We start from the raw sequence: 18,985 nt of genomic DNA, 5'->3' as shown, positions 1-18,985 counted from the left end.
AAACCCTCTTATTGTTCTGTCAGCGCGCGCACGTGTACGCCGCTTTCGAGGTGCGCCAGCTGCGCGTGGTCACTGATGCCGAAACCGATCTGCGTCACCGCCATCGCGGCAATTGCCGTGGCTCGGCGCAGGGTTTGCTCCGGTGTATCGCTGCTGAGCAGACCGTGGAGCATCCCAGCCAACAGCGAGTCGCCGGCGCCGACGGTGCTGGCAACCGCGACCTTGGGCGGTGTGGCGTGCAGCGATGTGCCTGGGCTGTACCAGCTCACGCCCGCTGCGCCGTCAGAGACCACGACATGTTCCACACCTTGTTGATGCAGTTGGATGATGGCATCCGGGGCATTACCCAAGGCGTCGGCCAGTTCTTCGGTATTGGGTTTGACCAGCCACGGGCCAGCTTTCAACCCGGCGCGCAATGCGTCGCCGCTGGTGTCCAGGGCGACTTTCAAACCAAGGTTTTTCAGTTGTTCGAGCATTTTCTGAAACCACTGCGGGCTGACGCCGCGCGGCAGGCTGCCAGCCACTACCACCGCATCGAATTCGGGACCGATCATCGCGATCATCTTGAGCAGTTCTTCTTGCGCCGCTTCACTCACCAGCGGCCCAGGCGCATTGATGTCAGTGACCCGGCCATCCTGCTCGGCAATCTTGATGTTGCTGCGTGTTTCACCCGCCACGCGAATAAATGCATCGCCAAACCCACGACGGGCAATCAGCGCGTCGAACGCCTGGGGGTTTTCCTCACCGAGAAACCCACCCACGCTCACCTGATGGCCCAGGTCGGCCAGCACCTGCGCCACATTCACACCCTTGCCGGCAGCATGGGTCAGCAGGGTTTCGCTGCGGTTGACTTCACCCGGTTCCAGGCGCGCCAGGCGTACCGTCAGGTCCAACGCCGGGTTCAGCGTCAGGGTCAGAATCCTTGCCATCTACACGGCCTCCACTAGGGCTCGCACTTCGGCGGGCGAGCCCACCGCCAGTGCTTGTTGCGCCAGGCCCTGGGCCTCGCTAAGACTGAATTCGCGCACGCGCGCCTTCACTTCGGGAATGCTGCGAGCCGACACGCTCAGCTCATCGACACCCAGGCCGACCAGCACTGGCACCGCCAACGGATCCGCCGCCAGCTCGCCGCACACGCCGACCCATTTGCCATGGGCATGGGCGGCGCGCACGGTGATGTCGATCAGTTGCAACACCGCCGGGTGCAGGCCATCGGCCTGGGCGGACAGGGTCGGGTGGCCACGGTCGATGGCCAGGGTGTACTGGGTCAGGTCGTTAGTGCCGACGCTGAAGAAGTCCACTTCCTTGGCCAAGACCGGCGCGAGCAATGCCGCCGACGGCACTTCGATCATGATGCCCAGTTGCAGGTCCGCCACCGGGATTTCCAGGCGCAGCCGCTCGGTCATGTCGCGGGCTGCGCGCCATTCGTCAACACTGCCGACCATGGGGAACATGATGCGCAGCGGGCGATTGTCCGCCGAGCGCAGCAGCGCCCGCAGTTGCGCTTCCATGATCTGCGGGCGCTGCAAGGTCAGACGAATGCCGCGCACACCAAGGAATGGGTTTTCCTCTTGGGCGATCGGCCAGTACGGCAGCGGTTTGTCGCCCCCCACATCGAGGGTGCGCACCACCAGCGGGCGACCGGCGAGGCCATCGAGGACGCGGCGGTATTCGGCTTCCTGGGTGGCCTCGTCCGGCGCTTGCGGGTGGGCCATGAAAATCAGTTCGGTGCGCAGCAAGCCAATGCCTTCGGCGCCCTGTTCCACCGCGCTGGCAACCCCGGCGCTTTCGCCGATGTTGGCGAACACTTCCACGGCGTGCCCGTCGCGGGTCAGGGCCGGTTCATGGCGCTGCGCCGAGGCGGCTTGCAGGCGTTGTTCGCGGGTGTCGCGCTCGACCGTTGCGCGTTGCAGGGTAGCGGCGTCGGCGTCTACATGCAGGCGGCCGCGCTGGCCATCCAGCAACAACGGCGTACCGGCGGCCAGCAGCAACACCGACGCGCCGGCACCGACCAACGCCGGAATACCCAGCGCACGGGCGACAATGGCGCTGTGGGCCGTCGCGCCGCCACGGGCGGTGAGGATGCCGGCGACGCGCGCCGGGTCCAGGCGCGCCACATCGGACGGACCGACTTCGTCCATCACCAGAATGTAAGGTTCGCTCGGCTCCTGGGCGGTTTCGAGGCCACACAGTTGCGCCAGCACGCGGCGACCAATATCGCGCAGGTCGGCGGCACGCTCGGCGAGCAAGGCATCCTGCAACGACTCCTGTTGCTTGGCGGCCGCCTCGATCACACTCATCCACGCCGCTTCAGCGCTTTCGCCTTGCTTGAGGCGGGTGTCGACTTCGTCGGTGAGTTCCGGGTCGTCGAGCATTTCCTGGTGGGTGATGAAAATCTCGCGGATCGCCTTGGACGGGTTGCGTTCGATCAGGCCCTGGATATCACGACGCACATCACCCAAGGCGCTGTGCAGGCGCTGGCGCTCGATGGCGGAAGATTCGCCGCGCAGTGGGTAATCGAAGACCTGCTGAACCTGGATATGCGCAGGGCCGATGGCAATGCCCGGCGCGGCGGCGATGGCCTGGATCTGGCTGCCGGCCAGGGGCGCGCTGAGCACCGGCTCGATATCGACGACTTCAGGCTGGACGCTCGCGGTCGGCAGCGGCTCGACCTCTTCACCCAGGCCTTCTTCCACTGCCGCCAACAGTGCGGGCAGTGCGTCGCCGGCAATGGTCGGCTCGGCGACAAACTCCAGCACCTGGCCGCGTCGTGCGCCGAGGCTCAGCAGTTTACTCAGGCTTTTCACCGACACGGCGCCGACCGGGCCATCGACGATACGCACGCGGAGGTCGCCTTCGAAACTTTTCGCCAACTGCGCAAGGATCTTCGCTGGGCGTGCATGCAGGCCGTGGGCGTTGGCCAGGGTGATGCGCGCAGTGGGCCAATCTGGAGGCAATTCACCGCCGAGCACTTCAAGCACGGCGCGGCTGCTGGTGGCGCGGCCGAGTTCCTGGCCGCGGCCTTCGATCAGCAAGGCACATAGGCGCTCGAGCAACGTCTGATGGGCTTCGCCCAGGCTGGCCAGGCAGAACAGGCCGTTGAGCGGCTGGCCGAGGTAACGCATGGGTTTGTCCGGGGTGACAAACGCCAGCCCTGGGCGCTTGACGGTCTGCTCGCTGTGCAACCACCACAGGCCATCGCCGAGGGGCAGCGCATCCACCTGCTGCAACACGGCGGCGAAACCATTGCTCACACAATCGGCCTGACGTAACAGGCGTGCGCCGCGCCATACCAGCTCTTCGAAATCGTCGGCGGACACCCCCAGGCTGATCATCTGCGCGTCCAGCGCCAGTTCCTGCGGCGCACCTTGCAGCAGTTTCAACAGCGCTTCAGCGCTGCCGGCACGGCGCAGGGCCTGGCCCAGGTCGGTTTCGCCGAGGGCGCGGGTGAGCAATTGCAACAAGCGCAGGTGTTCGTCGGATTTGGCAGCGATGCCGATGGCCAGGTACACGATCTGGCCGTCGCCCCAGTCCACCCCTTCGGGGAACTGCAGCAGGCGCACACCAGTGGAGAACACTTGGTCGCGGGTTTCGGGGGTGCCGTGGGGGATGGCGATACCTTGGCCAAGGAAGGTCGAGCCTTGGGCTTCACGGGCTTGCAAACCGCTGAGGTAACCCTCGGCGACCAGGCCATCGGCCACCAGTTTTTCAGCGAGCAGGTGCAAGGCAGCAGATTTGTCCACAGCCACTTGGCCCATGGAAATCTGCTCTACAGTGAGCTCAAGCATGCCGTTCTCCTAGTTAGTGCGGTGGCGCACTAGGTATTGTTTTAAACAAACAGTGTAAAGGGTGTTCAAGAATTACTGACTGAGCAGTCAATTGGCAGTAGCCACTCCGTCGCGAACGTCGTAAAAATACGCTGGCTGAAACGTTTAATCTAGATCTTATGGAAGACTACGCGTTAATTGCGCATCCTTGAAGAACCACTCGGCGCTTGAGCCAGGACATTGGTCGTGTACAGGAATCGGTTACGATTGGAGAAAATGTCGGGGCAAGCTCCAGAAAACAAGGAAATCCCGGTTTGAAACTCAGTGATATCGCCCGTCTCGCCGGTGTGTCCGTGACCACCGCCAGCTACGTCATCAATGGCAAGGCTGAACAGCAACGCATCAGCAGTGCCACCGTCGAACGGGTGCGTGCCGTGGTCGAAGCCCATGGTTTTACCCCCAACCCCCAGGCCGCCGGGCTGCGCAGTCGGCACACGCGCACCTTGGGCTTTATCCTGCCCGACCTGGAAAACCCCAGTTATGCGCGCATCGCCAAGCTGCTGGAACAAGGTGCGCGGGCGCGCGGCTATCAACTGCTGATCGCCAGCTCCGACGATGAGGCCGACAGCGAACGCCAACTGTTGCAACTGTTCCGTGCCCGGCGCTGTGATGCGCTGTTTGTCGCCAGTTGCTTGCCGGCCAGCGATGACAGTTACCGCGAACTGCAGGCCAAGGGTTTGCCGGTGATTGCCATCGACCGGGTGATGGGCGCGGATCAATTTTGCTCGGTGGTCAGCGACGACCGCCAGGCGTGCCAGCAATTGACCAGCAGCCTGTTGCAGCCGCTGCCCAAGCAGATCGTGCTGATCGGCGCACGGCCCGAGCTGAGCATCAGCCAGGAACGTGCCGCCGGCTTCCGCGAGGCACTCGAAGGTTTCACCGGCGAGGTGATCGTCGAACACGGTGAAGCCTTCAGCCGCGATTGCGGCCGACAGTTGATGGAGCAACTTCTACAGCAACTGGGGCATTTGCCTGACGCGCTGGTGACCACGTCCTACGTGCTGCTGCAAGGCGTGTTCGACGCCCTGCATGACTTCCCGCTCAAATCACGGCCGCTGCGCCTGGGCACCTTTGGTGATACCCAGTTGCTGGATTTCCTGCCGCTGCCGGTCAACGCCATGGCCCAGCAACATCAACTGATTGCCGAGACCGCCTTGCGCCTGGCCCTGGCCGCGGTTGAAGAAGAACAATACCAACCCGGCGTGCATGCCATCGGCCGGACGTTCAAGCAGCGTATTCGCGAGGCCTGAGCGTGGAGTTGATCGACACCCACACCCACTTGGACTTTCCGGACTTCGACAGTGATCGCCGGGCAGTCCTCGCCCACAGCCGAGCCTTGGGCGTGCAACGCATGGTGGTGTTGGGGGTGTATCAGCAGAATTGGCAGCGGTTGTGGGACCTGGTGCAAGCGGATGAAGGCTTGTTCGCTGCCTTTGGCCTGCATCCGGTGTACCTCGATGACCACCGCCCCGCCGACCTGACGGAACTGGGCGACTGGCTGACTCGCCTGCACGGCCACCGACAACTGTGCGCTGTGGGCGAAATCGGCCTGGATTACTTCCTCGAACAACTGGACCGCGAACGCCAGCAAAGCCTGTTTGAAGCGCAACTGAAACTGGCGGTGGACTTCCAACTACCAGCACTGCTGCACGTGCGTCGCAGCCACGCGGCCGTGATCGCCACCCTCAAGCGCATTCGCCTGCCCCGTGGCGGCATCATCCATGCATTTGCCGGCAGCCGCGAAGAAGCCCGCGAATACATCAAGCTCGGCTTCAAACTGGGCTTGGGCGGCGCCGCCACCTGGCCTCAGGCCCTGCGCATGCACAAGGTGCTGGCCCACCTGCCGTTGGATGCGGTGGTATTGGAAACCGACTCACCGGATATGGCGCCCGCCATGTATCCCGGCCAACGCAACAGCCCCGAACACCTGCCGTCTATCTGCACCGCGCTGGCCGAGCGCATGGGTACCAGCGCTTTATTGCTGGCTGAGGCGAGCACACGCAATGCGCGCGAGCTGTTCAACTGGTAGCGCGGGTGTGACCAATTGTAGATTCAACGTCATGCGCTGGCGGTAACGGGCGTATCGCAACACCAGGAAATGCACCAGCAGCACCACCAACGAGATGTTGAATTGGCCGATCACACTGATCAGCCCCACCCACTCCACCACCAGCGCCACGATCAGCACCGTGCAGGTCAATACCGCCATGCTCGGGCGCACCAGCGCCCACTGGTCCAGGGACCTGAACTGGCGCAACTGCCGAGGGCAGTTCAACTGCAAGATCCACTGGCAGTAAGGGCAATCGAACGGCTCTTCGATGGCGATGGCATTCAGTTGCCAAGGCTTGAGGTTAAAGGTGATATCACAATGGGCGCAGTGCCCTTTGATGCCGATCGCAGCGGTCATCGCTGTGCCTCCCCTGAACTTGAAATCGAGTGAAACAATTTTCACCGATTCACGACTCCAGAAAAGAGACGCAGAAAAATCAGGACAAGCGCCACACCACAAGGCGATAAATCCTACGCCCGGCTCTCACACCCGAAACGCGCCGATCAATTGTTTCAGCTCAATCACCTGCAGCGACAGCTGTCGACTCGCCGCTTCGGTCTGATGCGTGCCCTCAGCGGCATGCTCGCCAGCCCGATTGATTTCAACAATGTTCTGGTCGATATCGTGGGCGACGGCGGTTTGTTGCTCCACAGCGGCGGCGATCTGCTGGTTCTGATCGACGATCATGCCGACGGCACCGAGGATGTTTTCCAGGGCCTGCTGGACCTTTTCCGACTGCCCCACGGTGCCACTGGCCATTTCATGGCTGGTGCCCATGGCCTTCACGGCAGCCGCCACACCACTGTGCAAGCGGCTGATCATCTGTTCGATTTCTTCGGTGGAATGCTGGGTGCGTCGTGCCAGGGTGCGCACCTCATCGGCCACCACCGCAAACCCTCGCCCTTGCTCGCCAGCACGCGCGGCTTCGATAGCCGCGTTGAGTGCTAGAAGGTTGGTTTGTTCGGCAATGCTCTTGATCACTTCCAACACGCTGCTGATGGACTGGCTGTCGGTGGCCAGTTGGTTGATCACCCGCACCGACTGATCGATCTCCGTGGCGAGCCGCGCAATGCTGCCCTGCTGCGACTGCACCAGGCCACGGCCGCTGACGGTTTCATCGTTGACGCTATGGGCACTGCTCACTGCCGCCGCCGCGCTGCGCGCAACTTCCTGCGCAGTAGACGACATCTGGTTCATCGCGGTCGCCACCTGTTCGATCTGGGTACGCTGCCCGGATACGGCCTGATTACTCTGGGCCGACACCGTCTCCACCTGTCCGGCCTGCAGCTCGACTTGACTGACGGTATGCCCGACGCGCTCGATCAAGTCATGGATCTTCGCTACGGTGCCGTTGAATACCTGGCCCAGGTCACCCAGCTCATCGCGGCTATGCGCAACAAAAGTGACGGTCATGTCCCCGGCCGCCACCTTATCCATCATCGCGCCCAGGCGCCTCAGCGTGGTGCGCGTGGAGGCGTAGAAGCCTGCGTACAAATAGAAAATCAACAGGAACACCGCGCTCAGCGCCGAGACCAGCACCACCATGTGTGTGCGGTTCTGTGCCAGACGTTGTTCCAACTGCTGTCCGAGAAAGGTCAACGTGGCGTCATCCAACTGGTAGGTCTGGGCCATCAACCGGCTGACACCGTCGTAGAAATCCTGCCAGGATGCGTCGAGGGTTTCGGCCATCACTACCTGTTCTTCAAACAACTCGCTGCCTTGCTTGAGGCTGGCGCTGCTGGCCTTGGCCAGGCTGTCGAGGGCCGTATGCGCGGCTTTGCTGGAGCCCAGAGCGTCCTGCAATTTCAAGCCATACTCGGCCTGGAGTTTTTCCAGTTGCTGCAACAGTTCGTCAAAGCGTGTGCTGGACGACGAATTGAGAAAGCCTTGACCCAGAGAATAGGCGCCCATCGCCCGGCCTTCGCCCAGGGTCTGGGTGACTTGCGGGGTCACGCTGGTGATCAGCTCACTGAGTTGGCGCAGATCGCTTTGGGAGTCGCGGCTTAAGCCGGATTGGCTGGCGATGATCTGGCTGAGCATCTGGGCCTTATTGAGCAATTTGCCGATCAACGCACTTTTGCTCAGCAACGAGGTTTCCTGTTGCTGGGCCTTGAAGGCGGTGATCAACTCGTCGCGCTTGGCGTCAAACGCGGCAATTTGCTCGGGCTCGGTCGTCATGGCGTTGAGGCTTTGCAGGCGACTCAACACGCTTTGTTCCAAGGCGCTGATCTTGCCCTCAAGGTCGCCCGCCTTGCCGGACTGGCCCAGCGTGGCGTTGATCTGCACTTGGTTGTTGAGGGTTTCCAGATCGCGGCGCAGCGCCAGACTGCTGCCAAGCAAGTCGAGGCTTTGCAGTTCGACGCGGGTGCCCTGGAATTCACGCCACGAGTCACGCACCAGGTAATAGTTGGTCGCCAGCATCGGCAGCAGGAACAACACGCTGATCAAGCTGAACTTCATGCCGAAGCTCAGGCGATTCATCAGCGCGACGGCGGGATAGAGCAAGCTCTTCACAGGTGAACTCCCTTTCTTTTATTTTTATTGAGGCGCAGGGCGGCAGTTAGCCAGCATCTGTATAGCTCAATTTGAAAGGGAGTTTTGTAACTTAAGGTTAATGAGATCAGCCGTCAGGGCAATACCGTCCAGATGGCAAACCCGGCATACCACAGCACCGCTGCGCGCAGCAGCAGTTCCCAGAGTCGGTCCAGGCTGTTGATGCCGTCGGGACCGACCGCCGGTGGCGGGATTTCGGCGGCGACCAGGCCGACTTTCTCCACCAACTGGGCAGCGCTGATGTCCCAACTCAGCAGTTCATGCAGCATCACACGGCCAACGGCGACGAAGTTGCCCACCAGGGCAAAGCTGGCCGCCAGCAGACGCACCGGCAGCCAGTCAAAGGCATGGCGCAGTTGCCCGGCCCGCTCAGCCACCAAAGGGTTCTTGCTGTGGTCACTGGCCAGTGCGAGCAGGCGATAAGCCAGCGCAGCCACCGGACCCAACAGGAAGTACCAGAAAATCACCGCAAAAAAGCTCTGGTAGGCCTGCCACAACAGATGACCCTGGACGCGTTCGAGCAGTTGTTCGCCACTGTCGGCGCTCAGGTTCAGGTCACGCTCAGCCACATGTTCGGCGGCTTGCAGATCGCCACGTCGCCAGGCATCGCGGAAGGGGCCGAGCCCGGCAAGCAGATCACCACGGCCCAGGCTGTAGATCACCACCAGCAGGTGCACCGGCAGTGCCAACAGCCCGTAAGCCACCGGTTCCAACACCAGCAGCAGCAACGCCAACAATGCCACCGGCAACAACACCAGCAATGCCAGGATCAGCCAGGGCTGCTTGCCCATGCGCGGGCTCGATTCCAGCTTGGCCAGTTCACGCAGCCAACCGCCATCACGCTGCAACCGCTGGCGCAGGGCCGAGAACTTCTCGATCCATACGGCCAGCACCAACACCAGGAAACTCATCGTGCGTGTCCTCCATCCTGCAGGGCGCTGCGAAAGCGCGTCCAATCAAAAGCCGGGCCGGGATCGGTCTTGCGACCCGGGGCGATATCGCTGTGACCACAGATACGCTGGGGCGTAATGTCGGGGTAAGCCGCCAGTAACTGGCGGGCCAGGTCGCTCAATGACGCATATTGGGCGTCAGTGAACGGCTGGTCATCCGTGCCTTCAAGCTCCACCCCCAAGGAAAAGTCATTGCAGGTGTCCCGCCCCTCGAATTGCGAGATCCCGGCATGCCAGGCGCGATCAAGACAGGACACAAACTGCGTCACCGCACCATCACGTTCAATCAGAAAATGCGCAGACACCCGTAGGTCAGCGATCCCTTCAAAGTAGGGATGTTCCGTGACATCCAGGCGGTTCTGGAAGAATTCCTGCACTTTGCCGGTGGCGAACTGCGCCGGTGGCAGGCTGATGTTATGCACCACCAACAGTGAGATCTCGCCGGCGGGGCGCTCGTTGAAGTTGGGCGAAGGGCAATGACGGATGCCCTTGCACCAACCGCTGGTGGGGTCCAACTGCATACAGGTTCCTTGAACGAGACAACGTGTGATCAGTATGCCGCGTTCGACCCACAGGTTGCGATCACTTGCCGCGATTGAGTTGTCGCAGCTTGCCCACGACGGCCGTCAAGGCACGCTCGAACAAGGGGCCGCCGTCCAAGGCGTGCAGCGTGCCCTGCTTGAACGCCAATGCCAATTGGCCCGCGCTTTTCTCCAACACCTTGAGCCCCGTGCGACTGGTGAAGATGTAGGTGTCGGCCGGCGCCATGATTGCCGTCAACCGACAGCGCAGCGTAGTGGTCGCGTCCTCCTCGAACACCACCCAGCCACCGATCTTGAGTTGGTGAGCCTTGATCCGGTCGGGGTCGTTGTCCGGCAGATCGCGGACCGGGTCAGGTGACGCCGAGGTCAGCACAAAGGGTTCGTGCACTTCGATCCACTCGTCGACACCTTCAGGTGCCTGCACATGCAAGGCCTGCAAACGCACAAAAAACTCGCGGGTGCTGAAGGGGTCGAACGCGGCGCTGGTCAATCCGTCGCGCAAGGCCTTGAGCAAGCCCGGCAGTTGCTCCAGCAAATGGCGCCCGGCTTCGGTGTCTTGTTGCAGACCGACGCTCCAGATCAGTTCGTCCATGGTGCGCAGCCCCGCCTGCCACTGCACCGACTGCTCGCCATGCTTGAGGCTGGCCAGCAACAGTACCTGGCTCCAGGCCTGTTGCAGGAACTGCACAACCGGGCGCGGCAGGGTCTTGCCCAACAACCGCTTGTTCAGCACATCGGCCACGCGCTGACGGGCCGCTTCGGTGCGCACGCGCCCGGCTTCGGCATCGCGGGTGTGTTGTTCAAGCAAATCGCTGCGCCGCCGCTCATCGGCAGTGAATGCACTGAACTCGGCGAGCAATTGGCAGAAAATCGCCGGATCTTCGACAAACTCGTTGAGTAAGCGCTGCACCACCTGCTCGATGCGCAGATACAAGTGGTCGCGCTGGCTGCCGCCCATGGCCGCGGCCGCGATTTCATTGAGCAGGCGTCGCGCCGGGTGGCTGGCACGACTGAAGAGGCTCTTGTCCAGCACCGCCACCTTCAGCATCGGGATCTGCAGACGGCCGATCAAGGCCTTGAAGGCATCGGGCACGGCGCGGTCGTTGAGGATGAATTCGAACAGCAGCGCGATCAGGTTGATCACATCTTCGTCCGCCTCCTCCACCACCCGCGACTTGCCACTCTTGACGCTGACGCGAGTGAGCAACTGCTCAAGCTGGTTGCGCAGGTCGAAATCATCCTCGACCTCAGGCTCCGGCACGTACTGCTGCAAATGGGAGAGCAAGCGCAGCAGGTCACGGGTGGCAATGGGCAAGGGTTCGGCGCTGGCTTCAAGGGTCGGCGCCACGCTACCGCGTACCGCGGCGAGCAACGGCTGGAGCGCGGCGAAGGCTTCCTGGCCATTTTCGTCGACAGGCGGCAAGGTTTCTTCGCGCGGCAGTTTGCGGGACTCAGGCGCCTCAAGCCGCCGCGACGGTACGGCTTTGAGCTCCGGCAACACACCGGTCGCGACCAGCAATTGATTGGCTTCGCCGTACAGTTGGTCGGCGTCACTGAGCACGTACTTTTCAAACAACTTGAGCATGATCAGTTTGACGCGAATCTCCACGCCCAGGCTGCGCCCCGCCCGCAGGAAGAACTCACACAGCAGTGCAGGCCCCAGTGGGTTTTCACGATCATCCAGGCGATTGCCGAGCAACGCGCTCAAGCGAGCCGTGAGTTGCGCCAAGGCCAAGCCATCACGGTGCCGCACCCGACCCAGCATGGCCTCAAGCGCAACGGCTTTTTCCAGGTCATCCCTGGATGAGCCCGGTGCTGCGTCGTAGGAAACCACCGGCACCAACTGCAATTCCCCGCGCCCTGCCTGACCCAGGCTGGCGAAGGCTTCAAACAGGCGCTCCATGAACACACGCTCGAAATTCTTGCGCTTGAGGCGCAGGTCGCGCATGGCCTCGAAGAAAATATGGTGGTCGAGGTTGTTGCGCGCCTTGTCGGCCATTTCGAACAAGGTGTCGTCGGCGTTATCGAACAAATCCTGCAGCCCCTGCTGCAACTGTTGTGCTGCCTTGTCGCGGACCTGCAGCAACACCACCGGCAGTCGGGCGAGCGGCGATGGCGTGGCGGGCGCCTTGTTGAAGGGCACCACCTTTCCGTCATTGTGCATCCTGGCCTCCTGAAACGGCGGTATTGGTCTGAACGTCAAAGCTATGACGCCAATTGCAAGGCGCGAGATTATCTGGCAAATGAGGGGGGTTGCGCCAGCAAACTCTGCCTTTGCGCGGTAAATGAGTGGTGAGCCTGGGTTCGAGCGCGCAGTGCCCCTATAATCGGGGCACTTTGTCTGTGGAGCCTGTTATGCCGAATCTCCGTCTTGCCGACCTCACCGCCGAAATCGAAGCCAACGTGCGCCGCGCACTGCTGGAAGATATCGGCAGCGGCGACATCACTGCACAGTTGATCCCGGCCGAACGGCTGGCCACGGCGACCATCATTACCCGTGACGCCGCGGTCATCGCCGGTACGGCCTGGGTGGATGCAGTGTTCCGCCAGCTGGACCCACGGGTCGCCGTGCATTGGCAAGTGGCCGACGGTGAGCGCGTCAACCCCAACCAGGTGCTGTTCCACCTTGAAGGCCCGGCACGCTCGCTGCTCAGCGGTGAACGCTGCGCGCTGAACTTCCTGCAGTTGCTGTCCGGGGTCGCCACACGCGCGCAATCCTTGGCGGATTTTGTCGCCAGTACCCAGGTCAAGCTGCTGGACACCCGCAAAACCTTGCCGGGGCTGCGCCTGGCGCAAAAGTACGCCGTAACCTGCGGCAGCTGCCACAACCACCGTATCGGTTTGTATGACGCGTTCCTGATCAAGGAAAACCATATCGCGGCCTGTGGCGGCATTGCTCAGGCGATCACCGCCGCCCACAAGATCGCGCCCGGCAAGCCAGTGGAAATCGAAGTGGAAAGCCTGGATGAGCTGCGCGAAGCCCTGGCGGCGGGCGCGGATATCATCATGCTCGATGAGCTGAGCCTGGACGATATGCGTGAAGCCGTGCGCCTGAACGGCGGCAAGGCGAAACTGGAGGCCAGTGGCGGGATCAATGAAAGCACCCTGCTGCCCATCGCTGAGACCGGGGTGGATTACATCTCGATTGGTGCGATGACCAAGGATGTGAAGGCGGTGGATTTGTCGATGCGCCTTAGTATCTGAAGGGCCTTAATTGTAGGAGCGAGCTTGCTCGCGAAAAACGTTAACGATAACGCGTGAACGCTGACGGCACGCGGCGCCCTTGAGTTTTTCGCGAGCAAGCTCGCTCCTACAGACAGTTTCTAAACCACTAAGTCATTCATCTCGCAATACTCTTCCCATTCGACACCGAGCACCTCGGCCGCCTCTTTGTGCAAGGCCAGTCGTGCCGCTTCAAACTCTTCCGGTGTCGAGGTGTACTTGAGGGTCAGCTCCCAAGGCTGGTAGCCCTGGCTCTCGGCCTCGTCCTCGAATGCCCACTGGATCTGGTCGCGCTGATCATCGGCGCTCAGGTCCTTGATCTCTTCTTTAAGCTGCGGCGTGTCCTCAAGGTATTTTTTGAGTGCTTCTTCGTGCCGAGCTTCCTGGGTCATTTCAGTCGTGGTCATGTCGTTCTCTTAGATCGAGGAATGGGGATGCATCTGGGTCATCAAGGTTGCGCAGATACAAAAGAGCGGGCGCAAATGCCAGCTCGTCTGGCCTTCAGAACCATTCTGGGATCAACTGAAAACAGTGCTGCCGATGTTGCCTTTTTGCCCGAGACAGGAGTCGAACCTGCGACCTTCGCGTTACGAGTGCGCTGCTCTACCGGCTGAGCTACACGGGCGGTGGGCTAAAGCTAGCACCGCATCGGGAGTCCGGCAACTTGCCGCCGTCAGCGGGCAATCACGCCTTGAGCCCAAAAGCGTGGTTGCAGCATGTTGGCATGGCTGTCCAGGTACTGTTGCTGGGCTCGCGCGATGTGAGGCACGTCACGCACGGCGATAACAATCAACAGACCAACGGCCAGCAGCCCCAAGACTTTCCAAGCGCCCCAGGCCAATGGCAATTGGCCGGTTTGCGGGGTTCGCCAGACATGCAACGCCATCAGCCAGCCCACTACCAACGCCAGCCAGACCTGGGAGTTGGGCATCACGATCACGCCGTCGACCATGGACTGCACCAACGCACCGACCAAGGCCGCAAACAGGCAGAGTCGCAACAGGTCCGCAGGCTCCGCGCTCAGCGCACGCTCACGCAGTACACCGACTGTGGCCCAGCCTGCGCGCCAGGCCAACACGGCGACGCACAACGCCGATGGCACACCCCACTCACTGGCCCATTGCAGGATCGCCTGATGAGGGTGAGCGGCAATACTGTTGGCGATATCCGCGAAATGCATCGGCCCGAACCCCAGCCAAGGACGCTCGACGAGCATATGCCAGGCCTGCCACCAAATCGGACCGCGTCCCGACAACGTGGTTGTGAGGCGATCGCTGGCGGCATTGGCGATTTCGATCCCCTGGTAATCCGCCAACACCTTGAACACCAGCCAATACAACAACAGCCCCACCAGCATTGCGGCCAATTGCCAAGCTAGCCAGCGCCGGCCCCATGGCCCCAGTACCGCTAGCACCACACCCGCCGTGCCTATACCAAGCCAAGTACCACGCGTGCCGCCCCCAATCGCGATCAGCCACCACGCGCACAGCAGCGCGAACACCGCAGCCTTGACTGAGCGGGAAAGCGTCGGGTTCAACAAGGGCAGCGCCAGCAGCGGCAAGGTGAATGTCTGGAACTGGCCGTAGAAACGCTTGTTGGAAAAGCCGGACAGCAGCAAGTCAGGGTCAAGCACCCGCTCTGCGCCGATGAGCGCCAGGACCCCTGCGTAGGTGTATTGAATCGATTTGATCAGGCACAGCAGCACCACGAACAGGACCAAGGCGCGGTCTAAAAACTGACCGCCCTGGCGACGCGCCAAGGCGAAGGCCACCGCAATCGCGCCGCAGCTGACGAACGATGCCACTTCGGAAAGAGCCCACAGCGGCTGGTGTGCCCGCATTGACGACACCAGGCCCAACCCAATGATCAGCGTCAGGCCCAGGGCTGTGGGCCGGTCCACCAGCCGTTCAACGCGAGCGATCGAAAAGCCATACAGCACCGCGCAAGCGCCGATAGCGATCTGCATCACCCGCTGCAGATCATGCCCACTGAAGGGAGCACAAATCCCGACAACCAGCAGGCACATCACTGCCACTAGGAAAATATTGCCACGCTGCTCTACGGATAACGCCATCGGCCACCTCAACGTCCCTGTGGAGGGTTTAGCAGTTAAGCGCCGTCAGCGCCGCAGCCTTTGGCGACATATTTTGCGTCAGCGGTGGTGGTGCATTTCCAACCGGTGGTGGCATTGCGCGTCAGGCTGATGGTCTTGCCCAGCACCGGTGCCGGCGCATCAAGTATTTCGCAACTGATCGAGCCCGCGCCCGTGGCAACGTCCCCAGCCACGTCAATCTTGCAGTTGGCCGTCGGGCTGGTGCCACCGATCAATGCCAGCGTAGGGACCGTGCCCTGGTTGAGGGTGTCTTCATACCCTGGCTTCAACGCGGTGATTTCAGCCAGGCCGGCGGTGAATTTGGCCTTGGCCTGGTGGGTGGTGTACATGGGCAGGCCGATGGTGGCCAAAATGCCGATGATTGCCACGACGATCAACAACTCGATCAGGGTAAAACCTTTTTGACGTATCACATTCACTCTCCAGGATAGAACTCATGACAAGGCGCGTCCTGCGCCCCGTGTTGTGCAGCGGCGCCAGTGTACTCATGCGCAGGCGCTCAATCGCGTACAAGTCGCACATTCTGACATTTTATCCTGCTGCACCTGCCAGCCCGAATCCGTCACCTGACTAAGCTATAAATCTTCGACGACCTCTGTGCGGAACGGTGACATGGACGACGCTTTAACGCTGTACGCCTGGGAAGGCATCAATCGCAAAGGACGCAGGGTCTGCGGGCAAACCACGGGGCATAATCTTGCCTGGGTCAGGGCCCAGTTGCGCCAACAGGGCATCAGCCCAGGACACGTGCGCAGGAAAGCCCCCATTCTGCTGGGACTCAAACCGTCGATCAAATCGACGGATATCACCCTGTTCACTCGCCAACTGGCGACGCTGCTGAAGGCCGGGATTCCCCTGCTGCAAGCCTTCGACATCATCGGCGAAGGCTTCGACAACCGCGCTGTGCGTGAGCTGTTGCAAGGACTGAAACAAGCGATTGCCTCAGGCTCCAGCCTGGCAGACGCCTTGCGCAAAAAGCCGCACTGTTTCGATGAGCTGTTTTGCAACCTGGTGGCCGCCGGCGAACAGGCCGGCGCACTGGAAACCCTGCTGGAGCGCGTGGCGATCCACCGGGAAAAGAGTGAGCAGCTAAGGGTCAGGATCAAAAAGGCCATGACCTATCCGATCGCCGTATTGTTGGTGGCCAGCCTTGTCACCGGCGTGCTGCTGATCCACGTCGTACCGCAGTTCCAGAACCTGTTTGCCGGCGTCGACGGCACGCTGCCCGGTTTTACCTTGCAGGTGATCGCCCTGTCAGAATTCATGCAGAAGGCCTGGTGGATCGTAGCGCTTGGCGTTCTCGCGGGAGGCATGGGCTTGCGCCACGCCTATCGCGCCGTCCCTGCCTTTCGGCTCTGGCTGGACGCCGGTTTGTTGAAAACCCCACTCGCAGGCAAACTGCTGACAAAATCGGCTGTGGCCCGCTACGCCCGCACACTGTCCACGACCTTTGCCGCGGGCGTTCCATTGGTTCAGGCACTGGATTCAGTGGCCGGCGCCGTCGGTTCAGGGCCGTTCAAACAGGCAATCGAGCATATGCGACACGACGTATCCACCGGCATGGCATTGAATCAATCCATGCTCGCCAGCGGCCTGTTTCCGCGTATGGCAATCCAGATGACAGCCATCGGCGAGGAGTCAGGCACCCTGGACCGCATGCTGGAAAAGGTCGCCAACCATTACGAGGCCGACGTGGATAACCTGGTCGACAACCTCACCAACCTGATGGAGCCGCTGATCATGGTGATCCTGGGGAGCATTGTCGGTGCGCTGGTAATCGCCATGTACTTGCCGGTCTTCCAGCTGGGGAGCGCGTTTTGAGCCTGTTACTGGTTGAGCATCCATGGGCTTTTGTCGTGATGGCGGGTGTACTGGGGCTGATCATCGGCAGTTTCCTCAACGTGCTGGTATGGCGCCTGCCGAAAATGCTCGAACGGGAATGGCGCGCCCAGGCCCATGAAGTGCTCGATCTACCCGCTGATCCCGCAGGGCCGACCTACAACCTGATGCACCCCAATTCCTGCTGCCCGCACTGCGACCATCCGATACGCCCGTGGGAAAATATCCCACTGCTCAGCTACTTGTTTCTGCGCGGTCGTTGCGCCCATTGCAAAGGGGCAATCAGCCCTCGTTATCCGCTCACTGAACTGACGTGTGGACTGATCTCGGCCTGGGTGGCGTGGCACTTCGGCTTTGGTTGGCAGGCTGGGGCAGTGTTGGTATTAAGCTGGGGTTTGTTGGCGATGAGCCTGATCGACGCCGACCATCAACTGTTACCGGATGTACTGGTGATGCCGCTGCTGTGGCTGGGGCTGATCGTCAACGGGTTCGGCCTGCTGACGACATTGCCCGACGCCCTGTGGGGCGCAGTGATCGGGTACATGAGTTTGTGGAGCGTGTTCTGGCTGTTCAAGCTGGTTACCGGCAAGGACGGTATGGGCCACGGCGATTTCAAGTTACTTGCACTGCTCGGTGCCTGGGGCGGCTGGCAGATCCTGCCGATGACGCTGTTGATGTCGTCGTTGGTCGGTGTGTTCGTTGGCTTGATCCTGATGCGCCTGCGCAAGGCCCAAGCGTCGGCACCGATGCCGTTTGGTCCGTATCTGGCAATTGCCGGCTGGATTGCATTGCTCTGGGGTGGTCAAATAACCGACTTCTATTTGCAGTCTGTCGGTTTCAGATGACCACTTCTGTTGCAACTCCATGGATTCTCGGCCTCACCGGCGGTATCGGCAGCGGCAAAAGCGCGGCGGCGCAGCACTTTATCGACCTGGGTATCGATTTGGTGGACGCCGATCACGCCGCCCGCTGGGTGGTCGAGCCTGGCCGTCCGGCATTGGCGCGCATCGCTGAGCACTTTGGTGCCGGCGTGCTGCAAGCTGACGGCCAGCTGGATCGCGCCGCCTTGCGCAAGCTGATCTTTGAAGTCCCCGAAGAACGCCGCTGGCTCGAAGCCCTGCTGCATCCGTTGATTGGCGAAGAGATCCGCAGCCACCTGGCGCGCGCGACGTCACCTTACGCGATTCTGGTGTCGCCACTGCTGATCGAGTCCGGCCAGTACAGCATGACCCAGCGCATCCTGGTGATCGACGTGCCGCAATCGCTGCAGATTCAGCGTACCCTGCAGCGCGACGGCATCAACGAACAGCAGGTGCAGGCGATTCTCAAGGCGCAGTCCAGCCGTGAAGACCGCCTGAAACATGCCGATGACGTCCTGGTCAATGACCAGGACCTCGCCTGGCTGCACAGCGAGGTCGAGCGACTGCACCACTTTTACCTTACTTTGCGTGGAGGCCGATCATGAGCCAACCCTTGACCGTCGACTGCCCAACCTGCGGCGCCCCCGTGGAATGGAAAGCGACCAACCTCAACCGGCCGTTCTGCTCGGACCGCTGCAAACTCATCGACCTGGGCGCCTGGGCCGCTGAGGAACACAAGATCCCCGTGGCCCCGGATGCCGAAGACGAGCTGTTTTCCGAAGACCTGCCGCCGCGCCACTAAGGGCGCATAAAGGCGTATTCCTGCTGGTCGTCGAGGTTTTCTGCAAGGTATTGCAGCTCGTCGGCCAGGTCTTCAAAACTGCGTACACCCTTGCTCTGCTGCACTACTGCGCTGAGCATGGCGCGCAGGGTCAGGCCTGGGTCAAAACCGATTTCCTGTGCCGCATCCTGGCTTCTGCGCAACTCCTGCCGTGCCCACTCGTACACACTCATGATCCGTGCTCCTGG

Annotated in this window: 18 protein-coding genes and 1 tRNA gene; 7 read left to right on the top strand and 12 right to left on the bottom strand. The window is 61.5% G+C overall.

The features are described from left to right. Positions 1–8: 8 nt before the first annotated feature. Positions 9–929, bottom strand: a complete 921-nt coding sequence (pfkB, locus tag HX868_RS06845) for a 1-phosphofructokinase (RefSeq protein ID WP_177002361.1) — start codon at positions 927–929, stop codon at positions 9–11. Next, positions 930–3,788, bottom strand: a complete 2,859-nt coding sequence (gene ptsP / locus HX868_RS06840) for a phosphoenolpyruvate--protein phosphotransferase (protein WP_177002360.1) — start codon at positions 3,786–3,788, stop codon at positions 930–932. Between the two features lie 293 nt (positions 3,789–4,081). Between ptsP and cra the strand changes: the two genes are divergently transcribed. Together cra and HX868_RS06830 are read left to right on the top strand one after the other, a co-directional pair. Continuing rightward, positions 4,082–5,077, top strand: a complete 996-nt coding sequence (gene cra / locus HX868_RS06835; RefSeq protein ID WP_177002359.1) for a catabolite repressor/activator — start codon at positions 4,082–4,084, stop codon at positions 5,075–5,077. A gap of 2 nt (positions 5,078–5,079) precedes the next feature. Beyond that, positions 5,080–5,856 (top strand): TatD family hydrolase, encoded by a 777-nt coding sequence (locus HX868_RS06830; RefSeq protein ID WP_177002358.1) that lies wholly within the window; start codon positions 5,080–5,082, stop codon positions 5,854–5,856. On the opposite strand, the gene HX868_RS06825 is transcribed toward HX868_RS06830, so the two are convergent. From HX868_RS06825 to HX868_RS06805, 5 genes are all read right to left on the bottom strand, one after another. Beyond that, positions 5,803–6,234, bottom strand: a complete 432-nt coding sequence (locus HX868_RS06825; protein WP_177002357.1) for a hypothetical protein — start codon at positions 6,232–6,234, stop codon at positions 5,803–5,805. The genes HX868_RS06830 and HX868_RS06825 overlap by 54 nt on opposite strands. Positions 6,235–6,360: 126 nt before the next feature. Beyond that, a complete protein-coding gene (locus tag HX868_RS31190; protein WP_425504218.1) occupies positions 6,361–7,065 on the bottom strand; it encodes a methyl-accepting chemotaxis protein in 705 nt (234 codons plus the stop codon). A gap of 1,439 nt (positions 7,066–8,504) precedes the next feature. Then, positions 8,505–9,341 carry a regulatory signaling modulator protein AmpE gene (ampE, locus tag HX868_RS06815; protein WP_095014672.1) on the bottom strand — a complete coding sequence of 279 codons (837 nt, stop codon included), beginning with the start codon at positions 9,339–9,341 and terminating at the stop codon, positions 8,505–8,507. After that, positions 9,338–9,901 (bottom strand): 1,6-anhydro-N-acetylmuramyl-L-alanine amidase AmpD, encoded by a 564-nt coding sequence (gene ampD, locus HX868_RS06810; RefSeq protein ID WP_177002355.1) that lies wholly within the window; start codon positions 9,899–9,901, stop codon positions 9,338–9,340. Before ampD ends, ampE begins: the two co-directional genes overlap by 4 nt. Before the next feature lie 61 nt (positions 9,902–9,962). Further along, complete coding sequence (locus HX868_RS06805) at positions 9,963–12,086, bottom strand: DUF1631 domain-containing protein (protein ID WP_177002354.1); 2,124 nt, start codon at positions 12,084–12,086, stop codon at positions 9,963–9,965. A 191-nt stretch (positions 12,087–12,277) separates the two neighbouring features. Here HX868_RS06805 and nadC point away from each other — a divergent pair, with 191 nt between their 5' ends. Continuing rightward, positions 12,278–13,126, top strand: a complete 849-nt coding sequence (gene nadC, locus HX868_RS06800) for a carboxylating nicotinate-nucleotide diphosphorylase (RefSeq protein WP_177002353.1) — start codon at positions 12,278–12,280, stop codon at positions 13,124–13,126. A 119-nt stretch (positions 13,127–13,245) separates the two neighbouring features. Here nadC and HX868_RS06795 read toward each other — a convergent pair whose 3' ends face one another. From HX868_RS06795 to HX868_RS06780, 4 genes are all read right to left on the bottom strand, one after another. After that, entirely contained in the window at positions 13,246–13,551 is a 306-nt protein-coding gene (locus HX868_RS06795) for a DUF6388 family protein (RefSeq protein WP_095014668.1), read from the bottom strand. A gap of 145 nt (positions 13,552–13,696) precedes the next feature. Further along, positions 13,697–13,769: transfer RNA gene (locus HX868_RS06790), tRNA-Thr, on the bottom strand. 48 nt (positions 13,770–13,817) lie between these two features. Continuing rightward, positions 13,818–15,218 (bottom strand): O-antigen ligase family protein, encoded by a 1,401-nt coding sequence (locus HX868_RS06785; protein WP_177002352.1) that lies wholly within the window; start codon positions 15,216–15,218, stop codon positions 13,818–13,820. Positions 15,219–15,253: 35 nt separating this feature from the next. After that, entirely contained in the window at positions 15,254–15,667 is a 414-nt protein-coding gene (locus HX868_RS06780) for a pilin (protein ID WP_177002533.1), read from the bottom strand. Positions 15,668–15,869: 202 nt separating this feature from the next. Between HX868_RS06780 and HX868_RS06775 the strand changes: the two genes are divergently transcribed. The 4 genes from HX868_RS06775 to yacG are packed head-to-tail and all read left to right on the top strand — an operon-like array spanning position 15,870 to position 18,758. After that, positions 15,870–17,078 carry a type II secretion system F family protein gene (locus tag HX868_RS06775; protein WP_218168588.1) on the top strand — a complete coding sequence of 403 codons (1,209 nt, stop codon included), beginning with the start codon at positions 15,870–15,872 and terminating at the stop codon, positions 17,076–17,078. Further along, positions 17,075–17,941, top strand: a complete 867-nt coding sequence (locus tag HX868_RS06770; protein WP_177002351.1) for a prepilin peptidase — start codon at positions 17,075–17,077, stop codon at positions 17,939–17,941. The genes HX868_RS06775 and HX868_RS06770 overlap by 4 nt, the downstream gene beginning before the upstream one ends. Next, entirely contained in the window at positions 17,938–18,561 is a 624-nt protein-coding gene (gene coaE / locus HX868_RS06765; RefSeq protein ID WP_177002350.1) for a dephospho-CoA kinase, read from the top strand. Before HX868_RS06770 ends, coaE begins: the two co-directional genes overlap by 4 nt. Beyond that, positions 18,558–18,758, top strand: a complete 201-nt coding sequence (gene yacG / locus HX868_RS06760) for a DNA gyrase inhibitor YacG (protein ID WP_003188437.1) — start codon at positions 18,558–18,560, stop codon at positions 18,756–18,758. The genes coaE and yacG overlap by 4 nt, the downstream gene beginning before the upstream one ends. Here the strand turns inward: yacG and HX868_RS06755 are convergent. After that, positions 18,755–18,970 carry a hypothetical protein gene (locus HX868_RS06755; protein ID WP_003171680.1) on the bottom strand — a complete coding sequence of 72 codons (216 nt, stop codon included), beginning with the start codon at positions 18,968–18,970 and terminating at the stop codon, positions 18,755–18,757. The genes yacG and HX868_RS06755 overlap by 4 nt on opposite strands. Positions 18,971–18,985: the final 15 nt, after the last annotated feature.

This window comes from Pseudomonas reactans, from assembly GCF_013385825.1.
GTDB lineage: Bacteria > Pseudomonadota > Gammaproteobacteria > Pseudomonadales > Pseudomonadaceae > Aquipseudomonas > Aquipseudomonas reactans.
Note: the sequence above shows the minus strand (reverse complement) of the source record. Positions and strands in the feature narration are given on the sequence as shown.